The sequence below is a fragment of the Sphingobium sp. 15-1 genome, from assembly GCF_013375535.1.
Lineage (GTDB): Bacteria > Pseudomonadota > Alphaproteobacteria > Sphingomonadales > Sphingomonadaceae > Sphingobium > Sphingobium aromaticivastans.
Genome location: NZ_JABXJG010000001.1, coordinates 3,344,465 through 3,359,453, shown reverse-complemented (window position 1 = coordinate 3,359,453; position 14,989 = coordinate 3,344,465). Strand labels below are relative to the sequence as shown.

The 14,989-nt window shown below is 65.0% G+C and carries 16 protein-coding genes; 11 read left to right on the top strand and 5 right to left on the bottom strand.

Going from position 1 to position 14,989, the window contains the following annotated elements:
* The first annotated feature begins 34 nt into the window (after positions 1-34).
* The 8 genes from HUK72_RS16110 to yihA all read left to right on the top strand — a co-directional run bounded on the left by HUK72_RS16110 (position 35) and on the right by yihA (position 8,808).
* Positions 35-2,689, top strand: a complete 2,655-nt coding sequence (locus HUK72_RS16110) for an Rne/Rng family ribonuclease (protein WP_218035987.1) — start codon at positions 35-37, stop codon at positions 2,687-2,689.
* Between the two features lie 407 nt (positions 2,690-3,096).
* Positions 3,097-4,449 (top strand): M48 family metalloprotease, encoded by a 1,353-nt coding sequence (locus HUK72_RS16105; RefSeq protein ID WP_176597619.1) that lies wholly within the window; start codon positions 3,097-3,099, stop codon positions 4,447-4,449.
* Positions 4,446-5,216, top strand: coding sequence for a DsbA family protein (locus tag HUK72_RS16100; RefSeq protein WP_176597618.1), 771 nt, complete (start codon positions 4,446-4,448; stop codon positions 5,214-5,216). Before HUK72_RS16105 ends, HUK72_RS16100 begins: the two co-directional genes overlap by 4 nt.
* A gap of 340 nt (positions 5,217-5,556) precedes the next feature.
* Positions 5,557-5,691 carry a 50S ribosomal protein L34 gene (gene rpmH / locus HUK72_RS16095; RefSeq protein WP_013848777.1) on the top strand — a complete coding sequence of 45 codons (135 nt, stop codon included), beginning with the start codon at positions 5,557-5,559 and terminating at the stop codon, positions 5,689-5,691.
* A 32-nt stretch (positions 5,692-5,723) separates the two neighbouring features.
* On the top strand, positions 5,724-6,197 hold the full coding sequence (gene rnpA / locus HUK72_RS16090) for a ribonuclease P protein component (RefSeq protein WP_176597617.1): 474 nt from the start codon (positions 5,724-5,726) through the stop codon (positions 6,195-6,197).
* Entirely contained in the window at positions 6,194-6,406 is a 213-nt protein-coding gene (yidD, locus tag HUK72_RS16085; protein WP_176597616.1) for a membrane protein insertion efficiency factor YidD, read from the top strand. Before rnpA ends, yidD begins: the two co-directional genes overlap by 4 nt.
* A gap of 25 nt (positions 6,407-6,431) precedes the next feature.
* The gene (gene yidC, locus HUK72_RS16080) at positions 6,432-8,135 is read left to right on the top strand and encodes a membrane protein insertase YidC (RefSeq protein WP_176597615.1); all 1,704 of its coding nucleotides are present in this window, start codon (positions 6,432-6,434) and stop codon (positions 8,133-8,135) included.
* Positions 8,136-8,145: 10 nt separating this feature from the next.
* Positions 8,146-8,808: a ribosome biogenesis GTP-binding protein YihA/YsxC gene (yihA, locus tag HUK72_RS16075; protein ID WP_255325749.1), complete on the top strand. Its 663-nt coding sequence runs from the start codon at positions 8,146-8,148 to the stop codon at positions 8,806-8,808.
* Between the two features lie 204 nt (positions 8,809-9,012).
* Here the strand turns inward: yihA and HUK72_RS16070 are convergent, their stop codons facing one another.
* Positions 9,013-9,513 (bottom strand): flavin reductase family protein, encoded by a 501-nt coding sequence (locus HUK72_RS16070; protein WP_176597614.1) that lies wholly within the window; start codon positions 9,511-9,513, stop codon positions 9,013-9,015.
* 167 nt (positions 9,514-9,680) lie between these two features.
* Between HUK72_RS16070 and cofE the strand changes: the two genes are divergently transcribed.
* The 3 genes from cofE to cofC are packed head-to-tail and all read left to right on the top strand — an operon-like array spanning position 9,681 to position 11,955.
* The gene (gene cofE / locus HUK72_RS16065) at positions 9,681-10,439 is read left to right on the top strand and encodes a coenzyme F420-0:L-glutamate ligase (RefSeq protein ID WP_176597613.1); all 759 of its coding nucleotides are present in this window, start codon (positions 9,681-9,683) and stop codon (positions 10,437-10,439) included.
* Positions 10,436-11,371, top strand: a complete 936-nt coding sequence (gene cofD / locus HUK72_RS16060; protein WP_176597612.1) for a 2-phospho-L-lactate transferase — start codon at positions 10,436-10,438, stop codon at positions 11,369-11,371. The genes cofE and cofD overlap by 4 nt, the downstream gene beginning before the upstream one ends.
* Before the next feature lie 5 nt (positions 11,372-11,376).
* Positions 11,377-11,955, top strand: coding sequence for a 2-phospho-L-lactate guanylyltransferase (cofC, locus tag HUK72_RS16055; protein ID WP_176597891.1), 579 nt, complete (start codon positions 11,377-11,379; stop codon positions 11,953-11,955).
* Between the two features lie 197 nt (positions 11,956-12,152).
* On the opposite strand, the gene HUK72_RS16050 is transcribed toward cofC, so the two are convergent.
* The 4 genes from HUK72_RS16050 to hrcA all read right to left on the bottom strand — a co-directional run bounded on the left by HUK72_RS16050 (position 12,153) and on the right by hrcA (position 14,904).
* Positions 12,153-12,431 (bottom strand): DUF2218 domain-containing protein, encoded by a 279-nt coding sequence (locus tag HUK72_RS16050; RefSeq protein ID WP_176597611.1) that lies wholly within the window; start codon positions 12,429-12,431, stop codon positions 12,153-12,155.
* Positions 12,432-12,433: 2 nt separating this feature from the next.
* A complete protein-coding gene (locus HUK72_RS16045) occupies positions 12,434-13,063 on the bottom strand; it encodes a PadR family transcriptional regulator (RefSeq protein WP_176597610.1) in 630 nt (209 codons plus the stop codon).
* A 246-nt stretch (positions 13,064-13,309) separates the two neighbouring features.
* Positions 13,310-13,864: a nucleotide exchange factor GrpE gene (gene grpE / locus HUK72_RS16040; protein WP_176597609.1), complete on the bottom strand. Its 555-nt coding sequence runs from the start codon at positions 13,862-13,864 to the stop codon at positions 13,310-13,312.
* The gene (hrcA, locus tag HUK72_RS16035) at positions 13,861-14,904 is read right to left on the bottom strand and encodes a heat-inducible transcriptional repressor HrcA (protein WP_176597608.1); all 1,044 of its coding nucleotides are present in this window, start codon (positions 14,902-14,904) and stop codon (positions 13,861-13,863) included. The genes grpE and hrcA overlap by 4 nt, the downstream gene beginning before the upstream one ends.
* Between the last annotated feature and the right edge of the window lie 85 nt (positions 14,905-14,989).

The window sequence follows — 14,989 nt, the reverse complement described above, 5'->3', positions numbered from 1 at the left end:
AGCGCCGCTGGCCGCCCACGCCGGAGAATAATAAATGACAATGCGTATGCTGATCGATGCGCGCCACCGGGAAGAGACCCGGGTCGCGGTCGTCAAAGGTAACCGGATCGAGGAGTTCGACTTCGAATCGGCCGAGCACAAGCAGCTCAAGGGCAATATCTATCTCGCCAAGGTTACTCGTGTAGAGCCTTCGCTCCAGGCTGCCTTCGTCGATTATGGCGGCAATCGCCACGGCTTCCTCGCTTTCAGCGAAATCCACCCCGATTATTATCAGATCCCCCGCGAGGACCGTGAGGCACTGCTGCGCGAAGAGCGCGAGCATGCCGAGGAAGAGGCCGCCTTGCGCGCCGATTTCGAGGATGATGACGATCATCACGGCGCGTCCGACGGCGGACTGGAAGTCGTCGAGGCCACCCATCATCATGACGATGAGGAGCATGGCGAGGAAACGGCCGAAAACGGCAATGGCGGCGACAATGGCAGGGGCCGTGGCCGTCGCGGCAAGGGCGACGAAGCCGCCGACGAACTGCGCCGCAAGCGCATGGCGCTGCGCCGCCGCTACAAGATCCAGGACGTCATCAAGCGCCGCCAGGTGCTGCTGGTGCAGGTCGTCAAGGAAGAGCGCGGCAACAAGGGCGCGGCGCTGACCACCTATCTTTCGCTGGCTGGCCGTTACTGCGTGCTGATGCCGAACACGTCGCATGGCGGCGGGATTTCGCGCAAGATCAGCAACGCTGCCGACCGCAAGCGCCTGAAGTCGATCATCGCGGAAATGGCGCTGCCCTCCACCATGGGCTGCATCGTCCGCACCGCCGGGCTCCAGCGCACCAAGCCGGAGATCAAGCGCGACTTCGACTATCTCGCCCGCCTGTGGGACGAGATCCGCGAAAAGACGCTGAAATCCGACGCCCCGGCGCTGATCCACAATGACAGCGACCTCATCAAGCGGGCGATCCGCGACATTTATAACAAGGATATTGAAGAGGTCATCGTCGAAGGCGAATATGGCTATAAGGCGGCCAAGGACTTCATGAAGCTGCTGATGCCCAGCCATGCGCGCCGGGTGAAGCAATATGCCGATCCGATCTCGCTGTTCCAGCGCGCCAGCGTCGAGGATCAGCTCGCCGGGATGTACAATCCCGTCGTGCAGTTGAAGTCCGGCGGCTATCTGGTCATCAACCCAACCGAAGCGCTGGTGTCGATCGACATCAACTCGGGCCGGTCGACCCGCGAGCATGGCATCGAGCAGACCGCCGTCGCCACCAATCTGGAAGCCGCCCGCGAGATTGCCCGGCAGCTCCGCCTGCGCGACATGGCGGGTCTGGTCGTCATCGACTTCATCGACATGGAGATGAACTCCAACATCCGCAAGGTCGAGAAGGCGATGAAGGAGGCGCTGAAGGACGATCGCGCCCGCATCCAGGTCGGCCGCATTTCGGGCTTCGGCCTGATGGAAATGAGCCGCCAGCGTCTGCGCACCGGCGTGCTTGAAGCGTCGACCCGCCAGTGCCCGCATTGCGAAGGCACGGGGCTGGTGCGGACGGCCTCGTCGGCGGGTCTGTCGGCGCTTCGCATGCTGGAAGAGGAAGCGGCGCGTGGTCGCGGCAGCCTGATCACCCTGCGCGCCAGCCAGGAAGCGGCTTTCTACGTCCTCAACAACAAGCGCCGCGAACTGGACGAGATCGAGCAGCGCTATGGCGTGCGCATCGCGATCCTGCCCGATGGCGAGGTCGAGGGCGCGCGCATGTCGGTCGAGGCCAGCGGGCCGCGTCCGGAGCGCGTGGTCGACTATACGCCGATCGTCGAAGAGGAAGATGACCTCGAAATCGTCGAGGAGCTGGACGAGGAAGAGGTCGAGGAAATCGAAGCCGCGCATGAGGACCGCGCCGAACGCGGCGAGGACCGTGATGGCGGCCGCCGTCGCCGTCGTCGTCGTCGCCGTCGCGGCGGTCAGCGCGACGAGCATCGCGCCGAGGGCGCGGCCGAGGGTGAAGCGGTCGAGGATGCGGAGGTTTCCGACGAGGACGCTGATGCCGAAGGCGCCGAGGGCGAGGCCGCACCAGTCGAGGCCGCAGCCGATGGTGACGGCGAAGGCCGTCGCCGGGGCCGCCGCGGTCGCCGCGGCGGACGCCGCCGCCGCGAGGCGGGCGAGGAAGCCGTGAGCGAGGAAGCGGTCGAGGCCGTCACGGCCGAGGCGGTTGCGCCTGAACCGGTAGCGGAAGCCGCTGCCGAGGCGCCGGTCGAGGAGGAAGCGCCCAAGACGCGCCGCCGTCCGCGAGCGCGCAAGGCGAAGGAAGCCACCGCTCCTGCCGTTGAAGCGGAAGCGGTCGAAACGCCGGTGGAAACCGCGCCGGAAGCGCCGGTTGCCGAAGAGGCTCCAGCCAAGCCCAAGCGGACGCGCCGCAAAAAGGCCGATCCGGTCGTCGAGGAAGCCGCGCCCGCCGAAACCGCGCCGGTTGCCGAAGAGGCCCCGGCCAAGCCCAAGCGGACGCGCCGCAAAAAGGCCGATCCGGTCGTCGAGGAAGCCGCCGCCGCTGAGGCCGCGCCGGCTGTCGAGGCGCCCGTCGAGGCCGCCGCCCCTGCCGAAACCGCCGAAACGGTTACAGTGGATGGCGATGCGGAAAGCGCTGGCGAAAATGAAGACGGCACGCCGCGCCGTGGCTGGTGGCAGCGCACTTTCGGTCAGTAATAGCTACGCGACTAGGCAAAACGCCGCTGTCTCGCCGGTTCGAACGGCCAGGCGGCGGCGTTTTTCTTTTTGGTTGGGGATTCGGTGCTGGGGAGCGAGAGCTTGTGGCCAATCCAAGACATTCCCCTCCCGCAGGCGGGAGGGGTTAGGGATAGGCGCGAGCGCAGCGAGCTGCCAGCTTAGCCGTTGAAAATCCCCGCTGATGTCGCGCCAGCCCACCCCCTAGCCCCCTCCCGCCTGCGGGAGGGGGAATGAAAGGAAACCACCCAAAGCCGCTATTGGACCTTCGGCTTTATAGGCTACATAATCGCTTTCAGCACCCATTCATCCCGTTCAAGGCATTGACCCTCAGCGATGGAGCCTCATCCCCTGCCCCGCCCCCCCCTTGCATGCCGAGCCATCATCGCATGAGTGTCCGGTGGCTTCGCGCCGCCGCCGTCGCGGCGGCTTCGCTTGCCCTGCTGGCGCGTCCGGCGGCGGCGCAGCAGATTCTGCGCGACGCGGAAACCGAAGCCTTCATGGCCGACATGTCCGCGCCGCTGGTCCAGGCGGCCGGGATGGAGCCGCGCAATGTCCAGGTGCTGGTCCTCAACGATCCCGACATCAACGCCTTCGTCGCGGGCGGCCAATATGTCTGGGTGCATAGCGGGCTGATCGCGGCCGCCGACAATGTGAACCAGGTGCAGGGCGTGGTCGCCCACGAACTCGGCCATATCGAGGGCGGTCATGTCATCCGCTATGGCGAGGGGATGAAGGAGGCGACCGGCATCACCCTGCTCAGCCTGGTGCTGGGCGCCGCGGCGATCGCGGCGGGCGGCGCGGAAGCGGGCATGGGCATATTGGGCATGGGGCAGCAGGCGGCGATGGGCAAATTCCTGGCCTTTTCGCGGGCGCAGGAAAGCTCCGCCGATCTGGCCGGGGCGCGTTATCTCAGCAAAGCGGGCTTGTCGGGCAAGGGCAGCCTGGAATTCTTCAAGAAGCTGCAGAACCAGGAATATCGCCTCGCCATTCCGCAGGACGACAGCTACGGCCGCACCCATCCGCTGTCGGGCGAGCGCATCCAGGTGCTGCGGGAGGTCTATACGGTCGATCCGGCCTGGGACAAGCCCGTCGACCCGAAGCTGGAGGCGCGGTTCGAACGGATCAAAGCGAAGCTGGTCGGCTTTGTCTCCGAACCCAATCAGACCCTCATCAAATATCCCGAAAGCGACCAATCGATCCCAGCCCATTATGCCCGCGCCTATGCCTGGCACAAGAGCGCCTATCCGGACAAGGCGCTGGCGGAGGTCGACGCCCTGCTGACCGCAGCGCCGCACGACCCCTATTTCCTGGAGCTGAAGGGGCAGGTGTTGCTGGAAAGCGGCAAGCCCGCCGATGCCATTCCGCCGTTGCGGGAAGCGGTGCAGCTCACCAACCAGCCGCTGATCGCCACGCTGCTGGGCCATGCGCTGATCGCGACGGAGAATGACGCGAATTTCGCGGAGGCGGAGAAGGTCCTGCGCAACGCCATAGCGCGGGACCGGGAAAATCCCTTCGCCTGGTATCAGCTCGGCGTTGTCTATGAGCATCGCGGCGACATCCCCCGCGCCGCGCTGGCGACGGCGGAGCGCTATTCGATGATGGGTCAGGACCAGATGGCGCTGCGCAGCGCCGACGCCGCCATGCAGGGATTGAAGCCAGGCACGGTTGACTATCTGCGCGCGCAGGATATCGCCATGGTTTCCCGCGCCGCCGTCGAGCAGAAGCGAAAGAAGAAATGACAGACAATTCGCGACCCGGCCTGCGCGCAGCGCTTTCCAACAGGACTGTATTGATGACCCTTGGCGTTTTCGCCTTTCTTGCCGCGACCGCGACGGGCGCGGCGCTCGGCACCCAGAGCACGGGCCGCGTCGATGCCAGCGACAAGGCGGCGATCGAGCAGATCGTCCACGACTATATCATGGAGCATCCCGAGATCATCCCGCAGGCGGTCGAGAAATTGCAGGCCAAGCGGATGGCGGGCACGATCGACGCCAGTCGTCAGACCATCGAAACGCCCTATGCCGGGGCGTGGGAAGGCGCGGCCAAGGGCGATGTGACGGTGGTCGAGTTTTTCGACTATGCCTGCGGCTATTGCCGGGCGTCGCTCCCCGATCTGGCCAAGCTGGTGGGCGGGGACAAGGGCGTGAAGGTCGTCTATCGCGAGCTGCCGATCCTGTCCGACGCCAGCATCGATGCCGCCAAAGTGTCGCTGCTGGCGGCGGAGAAGAACCAATATATGCCCTATCACCGGGCGCTTTACGCCGCCGGGAAAGTCACGCGCGAGACGATCCTGGCGGCTGCGGCGAAGGTCGGCATCGACGCCAAGGCGGCGGAAGCGGCCATTGCGGACAGCAAATATAATGCGGAGATCCAGTCGAATATCGCGCTGGCGCAGAAGCTGCAGGCGTCCGGCACGCCGACCTTCGTGATCGGGGGGCAGGTTCTGAACGGCGCGGTGGGCTATGACGCGCTGCAGGCGGCGGTGAGCGCAGCGCGGGGGAAATAGGTGGCGGTTTTGGACGTTTCGCTTTCCTTGAAGTACACCGCGCTCCTGCGCAGGCACTGAAGCGAGACAAGTGGCTCGCTCTCAGCACAGTCCTGCCCTCAGTGGATCATCGCACCGTCTGAACTGGGCTCCTGCCTGCGCAGGAGCACGTATCGCTTAACGGCAGCTCATGGCCAAATCCGACATTCCGCTCCACCATCTTCAAAACCATGACCTCCTGCCTCCTCCGCCATTGACTCGGCCATGCCTTTTGCCTATCGGACGCCCCCTGACATGCGGCCGCCCACCGGCGGCCCTTTTTTGTCACGCCTGATTCTCTTAGTATTTTGAGGAATGAACGATGAAGCGCACTTATCAGCCGAGCAATCTGGTTCGGAAGCGCCGTCACGGTTTCCGCGCCCGCATGGCGACCCCCGGCGGCCGCAATGTGATCCGCGCCCGCCGTTCGCGCGGCCGCAAGAGCCTGAGCGCCTGAACGACGCGCCGCTGAGCAGCGCGCCTGCCGTCATGGTCAGGCGCGCCGATTTTCTGGCGGCGAATCGCGGGCGGCGCGCACCGATGCCGGGCTTTGTCCTGCTGGTGCGCGAGCGTGGCGACGGCGATCCGGCGATGCGCTATGGCATCACGGTCACGAAAAAGATTGGCGGCGCTGTCATCCGCAACCGGATGAAGCGCCGTTTTCGCGTTCTGGCGCGGGAACTGCTGCCGGCGCTTGGCGTGGCGGGCGCCGATCATGTGCTGATTGGACGCAGCGACGGGATCGAGCGCGATTTTGCGCTGCTTCGCGCAGAGATGACAAAAGCGCTGGGCAAGGTGATGAGCCGGCCCCTCGGTGAGATGCCGCGCAAGAAAGGGCGAACTTCCGCCCCAAAGGATAAGGTGCTCCTGCGGAGGCAGGAGTCCAGTTCCAAGATCGCGACAGAAAGCAACGGCGGGACTGGGTTCCTGCCTTCGCAGGAACACGAGGCAGGCAAGCCGTGATCTCCCGCATCCTCATCCTGGTCGCCCGCTTCTGGCAGCTTGGTCCTTCGCGCATTTTGCCGCCCTCTTGCCGCTATGCCCCCTCCTGCTCCGAATATGCGATTCAGGCGATCCGCAAATATGGTGCCGTGAAGGGTAGCTGGCTGGCCACGAAGCGGCTAATGCGATGCCACCCCTGGGGCGGTTCGGGTTACGACCCGGTTCCCTGACAGACGAGATTCGAGAGCGACAAGCGTGGACGACAAGAAGAATATCATCCTGGCGGTGCTGCTGACCGCGGCGATCCTGTTCGGCTGGCCCTATGTCGCCAAGCATTTCTTCCCCGCCGCCAATCCGCCGGCCACGAAGATCGAGGGCGGCAAGACCACGCCCCTCACCCCGTCCGGCGCCGCGCCCGCCGCCGAAGGCGCGGCCACGGTTCGCGATCTGGCGCTCGTCCTTAAGGACAGCCCGCGCGTTGCGATCCGTACGCCCAAGATCACCGGATCGATCAACCTCAAGGGCGCGCGCATCGATGACATCGTGCTGCCGACCTACAAGGAAACCATCGCCAAGGATTCGCCCGCGATCCGCCTCTACAGCCCCAGCGGCGCCAAGGACGCCTATTTCGCGGGCTTCGGCTGGCAGGGCGAGGGCGTCAAGACGCCGGACGGCAGCACCGTCTGGACGGCCAATGGCAAGGAACTGACGCCGACCAGCCCCGTCACCCTGACGTGGAGCAACGGCGCGGGCCAGAGTTTCGAAATCCGCTATTCGATCGACGAAAATTACATGATCACCGCGCAGCAGAAGGTGTCGAACAGCGGCGCCGGCGCGGTGGGCGTAAAAAGCTATGGCTATGTCAGCCGGGCGCATCCTTCGGTCGATCCCGACACCTGGACGATTCACGTCGGCCCGATGGGCGTCTTCAACGGCGCGGCCAATTATGACGTGAATTACAAGGATCTGGCCAAAGGACCGGCGAGCCAGAGCTTCCAGTCGACCGGGGGCTGGATCGGCTTCACCGACAAATATTGGCTCTCCGCCCTGGTGCCCGACCAGAAGGCAGCCTTCACCGGCCAGATGCGCAAGGGCGCCGGCACGCAGTTCCAGACCGACGTGTCGCTCGCCCCCGTCATGCTCGCCCCCGGCAAGGCGGTGACGCAGACCAACCGGCTGTTCGTCGGCGCCAAGGAAGTGAAGACGTTGCAAGCCTATGAGCGGGCGGGCGTTCCGCTGTTCGACCGGGCGATCGACTGGGGCTGGTTCTACTGGTTCGAACAGCCGATCTTCGCGCTGCTCCACTGGCTGTTCACGGTCATCGGCAATTTCGGCGTGGCGATCATCTGCCTGACCTTCGTGGTGCGCGGCCTGATGTTCCCCGTCGCCCAGCGCCAGTTCGCCAGCATGGCCGCGATGCGCGCCGTTCAGCCCAAGATGAAGGCGCTTCAGGAGAAGCATAAGGACGACAAGCAGAAGCTCCAGCAGGAGATGATGGAGCTGTACAAGCGGGAGAAGGTGAACCCGCTCGCCGGCTGTCTGCCGATCTTCATCCAGATTCCGATCTTCTTCGCGCTGTACAAGGTGTTGCAGCTCACCATCGAAATGCGCCACCAGCCGTTCGTGCTGTGGATCAAGGATTTGTCCGCGCCCGATCCGCTGCACATCGTCAATCTGTTCGGCCTGCTGCCCTTCACGCCGCCCGCCTTCCTGGGGATAGGCGTGCTGGCGCTGCTGCTCGGCATCAGCATGTACTTCCAGTTCAAACTGAACCCGGCGCAGATGGACCCGATGCAGCAGCAGGTGTTCGCGATCATGCCGTGGATGATGATGTTCATCATGGCGCCCTTCGCGGCAGGCTTGCTGGTCTACTGGATCACCAACAACTGCCTGTCGATGTTGCAGCAATGGTGGCTCTACAAGCGCCACCCGCAACTGAGCGCGGCCACGGCGAAATAAGGCTCGACTTTTGACCGAACAGGAAAGCTCTGGGCAGGATTTGGCGGAACTGATCGAGGAGGCGCGCAAGGTCTTTGCCGGGCCGATCGCCTTCCTCAAATCCGCGCCCGATTTGAAATTCCTACCCGACATGGCGGTGAATGAGGTCGCGTTCGCGGGCCGATCCAATGTCGGCAAGTCCTCGCTGCTGAATGCGCTGACCAACCGCAACGGGCTGGCGCGGACGTCCAACACGCCGGGGCGGACGCAGGAGCTGAACTTCTTCGACGTGGGCGATCCGCTGCGGTTCCGGCTGGTCGACATGCCGGGCTATGGTTATGCCAAGGCGCCCAAGGATATGGTGCGCAAATGGCGGTTCCTGGTGAACGACTATCTGCGCGGGCGGGCGAAGCTGAAGCGGACGCTGGTGCTGATCGACAGCCGCCATGGGATCAAGGATGTCGATACCGATATTCTCGACATGCTGGACGCGGCGGCGGTGAGCTATCGCATCGTGCTGACCAAGGCGGACAAGGTGAAGGCGAGCCATCTGGCGGAGGTTAAGCAGGCTGTGGTCGAAGCGATCCGCAAGCGGCCTGCCGCGCATCCGGACATTATCGCCACGTCGAGCGAGAAAGGGATGGGGTTGCCTGAATTGCGCGCCGCTGTCCTGGAGAGCGTGACGCAGGGGTAAGGCGGATGGGGATGGATGGCGGACCTCACCAATAGCCGTCATGCTGAACTTGTTTCAGCATCCATTTCTCCCCACGGGCGGAAGGAACCTGGAGGCACGATGGATGCTGAAACAAGTTCAGCATGACGGATGAGATTGAGGGCAGTTATGTCCTAAACTGGTCGTCTCCCGTCACATCCCTCGTCGAAGGATCATGACGCGCGATCAGCTCAGATGGGCGAACTCGCCATAGCCGCCCTGGAAGAAGAGCAGCGGCTTGCCCGGCGTCTCCACCTCCAGCGCGATCACGCGGCCCAGCACGATATAATGGTCGCCCGCCTCATGCACGGCTTCGAGCTGACAGTCGATCCAGGCCACCACCCCGTCCAGGATCGGGGAGCCATTGGCCGAAACGCGATGCGTCACGCCGGCGAATTTGTCGTCCCCGCCCTTGGCCGAAAATTGCTGGCAGAGCGGCTTCTGGTCGCTGGCGAGGATGTTGACGCAGAATTTCCCCGCTTTCTCGATCCGGGGCCAGCTCTGCGAATTTTTCGCGGGGAAAAAGGCCACCAGCGGCGGATCGAGCGAGACCGAAGTGAAGGAGCCGACCACCATGCCGGTCGGCGCCTGGCTGTCCTCCACCGCCGTCACCACGCAAACGCCGGTGGGATAATGGCCCAGCACGCGGCGGAAGGTCCCGCTGTCGAAGGCGACCACCTCGCTCATGCGCGCAATTCCCGCAGGGGGCAAATATCGTCACTGATCTTCATCATCGCCTCTTTTCTCGACTTGGCGCGGCATGGCAAGCGAATCCCACTGATAAGCTCATGAGTTTCCTTTTTCCGGGAAATCGGAGCGCTACCTTAACCGGCAATTGCACGCTACAGCACGGCATGCTCTCGATTCATCCCCTATGCGATATTCCCGAAATCCGGGCCGGCGACGATCTGGCCGCGGTGCTGCACGGCAGCCTGACCCAAGCGGGCCTGTGGCCGCTCAGGACCGGCGACGTGCTGGTCGTGACGCAGAAGATATTGTCCAAGGCGGAAGGGCGGATGGTCGCGCTGGACAGCGTCGAGCCAGGGCCGGAAGCGCTGGAACTGGCCGCGACCACGCGCAAGGACTCCCGGCTGGTCGAATTGGTGCTGCGCGAAAGCAGCACAGTGGTGCGCGCTGTGCCGCATGTGCTGATCACCCGCCATCGGCTGGGCCATGTGATGGCGAACAGCGGCATCGACCGGTCCAATATCGGGCCGGGCGAGGAAGAGCGGGCGTTGCTGCTGCCGCTCGATCCGGACGGATCGGCACGCAGCCTGCTGGATGCGCTGGCGGGGCCGGAGGCGGCGGGCATCGGCATCGTTATTTCGGACAGTTTCGGGCGGCCCTGGCGCCATGGCGTGGTGGGCGTCGCGATCGGCGCGGCGGGATTGCCCGCGCTGGTCGACCGGCGCGGCGAGGAGGATCGCGACGGACGGCGGCTGGAGGTGACGCAGATCGCGCTGGCCGACCAGATCGCCACCGCCGCGACGCTGGTGACGGGCGAGGGCGCGGAAAGCGTGCCCGCCGCCCTGCTGCGCGGCCTCGCCCTGCCCCCCGGCGATGCGGGCGCGGGCGCGCTGGTCCGCCCGCTGGAAGAGGATCTGTTCCGGTGAGCGGCCGCATCGTCGTGCTGACCGGCGGCGTCGGCGGCGCCAAGCTGGTGCTGGGGCTGATGCAGGTCTGTCCGCCGCAGGACATCACCGCCATCGTCAACACCGGCGACGATTTCCGGCATCTGGGCCTGGCGATCTCTCCCGATGTCGACACTTTGCTCTACACCCTGTCGGGCAAGGCCAATGCCGCGCAGGGCTGGGGCCGGGAGGGCGAGACGTGGAGCTTCATGGACGCGCTTAAATCGCTGGGCGGGGAGGACTGGTTCCTGCTGGGCGACGGCGACATGGCGCTGCATGTGCTGCGGTCGCATATGCTGGCGTCGGGCGAGACGTTGAGCGCGGTGACGGCCCGTTTCGCGGCGGCCTGGGGCCTTGGCCTCAAGATGCTGCCGATGAGCGACGATGCCGTGGCCACCCATGTCTCCACCGATGCGGGCGACCTCCCCTTTCAGCGCTATTTCGTCGAGCAGCGCTGCGCGCCGGCGGTCCAGGCGATCCGCTTCGAGGGCGCGGAACATGCGCGCCCTGCCCCCGGCGTGATCGAGGCGATCAGCGATCCCGAAACCCGCGCCATAGTGATCGCGCCCTCCAATCCATGGCTGAGCGTCGACCCGATTCTGGCGGTGCCCGGAATGCGGGAGGCTCTGGCGGGGGCGAGCGCCCCTGTCGTGGCCGTTTCCCCGATCGTCGGCGGGCAGGCGGTCAAGGGACCGACCGCCAAGCTGATGGGCGAGTTGGGACTGGAGGTCACCAACGGGGCCATTGCGGCCCATTATGAGGGAATCATCGACGGGCTGCTGGTCGATGTCCGCGACGGGGGCGAGGGTCTGGACATACCCCACGCCGTCACCGACACGCTGATGAAGACGCTGGACGACCGCGCCAGAGTGGCGCGGGCGGCGCTGGATCTGGCCGAACGGATCGCCGGTTGACGGTCATGAACCGCTGGATCGTCATCCCGGTCAAGGCGCCCGCCGCCTGCAAGACGCGGCTGACGCCCGTGCTCGATGAAGCGGGGCGGCGCGATCTGGTGGCGGAGATGCTGCACCGGACGGTCGCGGCCGCGGCGGACGTGGTGGGGATGGCGCGGCTGCGGCTGCTGGGGCCTTCGCGGCATGGCCTGCCCGAGACGATTGGCCTGCTCGACGATCCGGGCGGCGGCCTCAACCCCGCCGTGACGAGCGCCCGCGATGCGGCGCTGGCTGCGGGGGTCGAGCGGCTGCTGTTCCTTTCGGCCGACCTGCCGCTGGTGGAAGCGGCGGATGTGGCTGCGCTGTTGGATGTTGCCGGCGTCGCGGCCGCGCCCGATCTTCCTGGGCAGGGCACCAATGCGTTGTCGTTGCCGCTGCCCCAGGCGGCGGATTTCCGGTTCCATTATGGCCAGGGCAGTTTCGCGGCGCATCGGGCGGAAGCGGAACGGCTTGGCCTGCCCTTCTCCGCAATCGTTCGGCAGGGCCTGGGCTTCGACATCGACCAGCCGGGCGATCTGGCCGACTGGAAATGGCGCGCCACCTAGTCGGCGGAATCGAAGTTCATTACATTATCGTCATCCCGGGCTTGACCCGGGATCCCGCTTTTCTTCAGCCAGTGCGCGGGAGGAAGCGGGACCCCGGGTCAAGCCCGGGATGACGAAATTAATGTGGCGAACTTCGGATTCAGAAGGCTCGGAGGAATGAACATCATTACCCTCTCCCCGAGCGGGAGGGAGTCCCCTTATCGCCAATCGAAGTTCAGCGGCGCTTCACGGAAGGCGAAGCGGTCGAGATGGTCCGCCACCACCTGCTTGAAGCGTTCGACATCAGCATCCTCCTGCGGTTCAAGGGTGACGGTGAGGGTTTCCGCCCCCGCCGCCATCCGGATCGGTCCCATGGGGAAAGCGATCACGCCCTGTTCCGCGTCAAATTCGGTTTCGAACTTGTGCCCCCAATGTTTGCAGAGCTGCTGGAGGTAGCGGCTGGCGTGGGCGGTCGGCACCTGGGCGGTCAGGACCATGGTCAGAGCCTTTCGATCTTGCTGGCGGCCTCATCGATCAGGGAAGCGACGTCGAACATGGTCTGGGCATCGGCCCCTTCCTTTTCAAGCCGCGCCCGGACCGCCATGCCCAGATTGTGCATCGCCCGGCGGATCGGCGCGCCGTCGGTGCGTTCGGCCTTCTTCGCCAGCGAGCCGAGGCGATCCATGACCACCTGCACGCCCTCTTCATGGTCGGCCAGATAGGCCTGGCCAGCTTCGGTGATGGCGAACAGCTTGCGGCTGCTTTCGCCGGGCTGCTCGGCAATCAGGTCCATGTCGGCCAGCAGGGTCAGGGTCGGATAGACGACGCCGGGGCTGGGCGCATAGACTTCTCCGGAGAGCGCCTGAATCTCGCGGATCAGGTCGTAGCCGTGGCGCGGGGTTTCCGCGATCAGCTTCAGCAGGATGAGCTTGAGCGCGTCATTGCCGAACTGGCGGCGACGCCCACCGCCTCTGCCCCCGCCGAACGGCCCGCCACGGCCGCCAAAGGAGCCGTCCCCAAAGCGACCGCCGAAGCCGCCTCCAAAACCGCCACGATCAGAGTCTTCCGGGCCGAACATGCGGTCATGACCGAAGCCGTGGCGGCCGCGAGGGTGATGATGGAAATGCATTTTTGAATCTCTCAACTGTTTCATGATGGGTTTAGATATATCTTAAAAGGAGCGAGCGTCAAGAGTTGCGATATATCTTTTAATATCGTCATCCTTTGCGCTGGAAGCTTCGCGCTCCTGCGAAGGCAGGAGCCCAGTTCAAACGGCGGGACTGGGCTCCTGCCTTCGCAGGAGCACGTAAGAGCATAAGAAAAGGCCCGCAGGACGCTGGTCCGGCGGGCCTTTCAATCTCGCAAGAGGGTATGATCAGTCGGGCTTCTTCGCCACGCTGACCAGCGCCGGGCGTAGCAGCCGGTCCTTGATCGTGTAGCCCGCCTGCATTTCCACCAGCACCGTGCCGGGCTCGGCGTCGGCGGAGGGGACTTCCATCATCGCCTGATGCTTGTTGGGGTCGAGCGGCTGGCCGACCGACACCAGTTTCTCGATGCCGTTGCGGCCGAAGACGGCTTCCAGCTCGCGGCCAGTGGCTTCGAGACCGGCGACCAGCCCCTTGAACTTCTCATCCTCGCGCAGATCGGCCGGGATGGTCTGGAGCGCCCGCCCCAGATTGTCCGCCACCGACAGCATGTCGCGGGCAAAGGCCGTCGCGGCATAGGCGCGCGCGTCGGCCAGTTCCTTTTCCAGCCGCCGCCGCACATTCTGCGTTTCGGCATGGGCGTAGAGGACGTCCTGCTTGGCCGTGGCCAGCTCATTCTCCAGCGCGGTGATCTTCTCCGCCGCCGCGTCGCCGGCCGGAGCCGCATCCTCGGGCAGTTCGTCCACCAATTCGGTATTTTCGATATTCTGTTTGTCTTCGCTCATCTCATCAATCTCGACAGCGTCTGCGCAGTGAAGTCCACCATGGGGATCACCCGCGCATAGTTCAAGCGCGTGGGGCCAATTACGCCGACCACGCCGACCACCCGGCCGTCCCCGCTCCGGTAAGGCGCGGCTATGACCGAAGAACCCGAAAGGGAAAAGAGCTTGTTTTCCGAACCGATGAAGATTTTGGTCGCGCTGCCCGCCAGCGCGCTTTCCAGCAGGCTGGAGATTTCCTGCTTGCCCTCAAGCTGCTCCAGCAATTGCCGCACCCGTTCCAGATCGGCGGCGGTGCCGTCGTCGAGCAGATGCGCCTGGCCGCGCACGATCAGCACGGGGCGGTCGTCGGCATCCTGCGACCAGACCGCGATGCCCCGCGCCACCAGTTCCCGCGCCGCGCCGTGGAGCGCGTGGCGTTCCTGCTCCAGTTCGCGCTGGAGCGCCTCGCCCGCCTGCGCCAGCGTCAAGCCGCCGAAACGGGTCGACATGAAATTGGCCGCCTCATTGAGCATCATCGGCGTCACGCCCAGCGGCAGGTCGACCACGCGATTCTCGATCGATCCGTCCTGCCCCACCAGCACGGCCAGCGCCTGCCGCTCGTTCAAGGGCACGAAGCCGAATTGCCGCAGAACCGGCTCGCGCTTGGGCACCATGACGATCCCGGCGCAGGCGGACAGCCCGGAAAGCGCGGCGGTCGCGGCGGACAACGCTTCCTCAATCGGGCCGCCTTCGGAAATGCCGGCTTCGATGGCGCGCCGTTCCTCGACCGAAGGTTCCGCCGCCTGCATCATGCCGTCGACGAAGAGCCGCAGGCCGGTTTCGGTCGGCATCCGCCCGGCGGAGGTATGCGGCGCGGCGAGCAGGCCCAGTTCCTCCAGATCCTGCATCACATTGCGGATGGAGGCGGGCGACAGGCTGAGAGTCGCCAATTTGCTGATCGTGCGCGAGCCGACAGGCAACCCGGTGCCGAGATAACTCTCGACCACCAGCCGGAAAACGTCGCGGGCACGCTCGTTCAATTCGGTGATCGGTGTGACCGCCATGCCGTTTATCTAGAGCGATTTCCAGTCAGATGGAACATCTGACGGCTCAGAAATCGCGGCAAACGAAGAATGATGGAAGCATCGC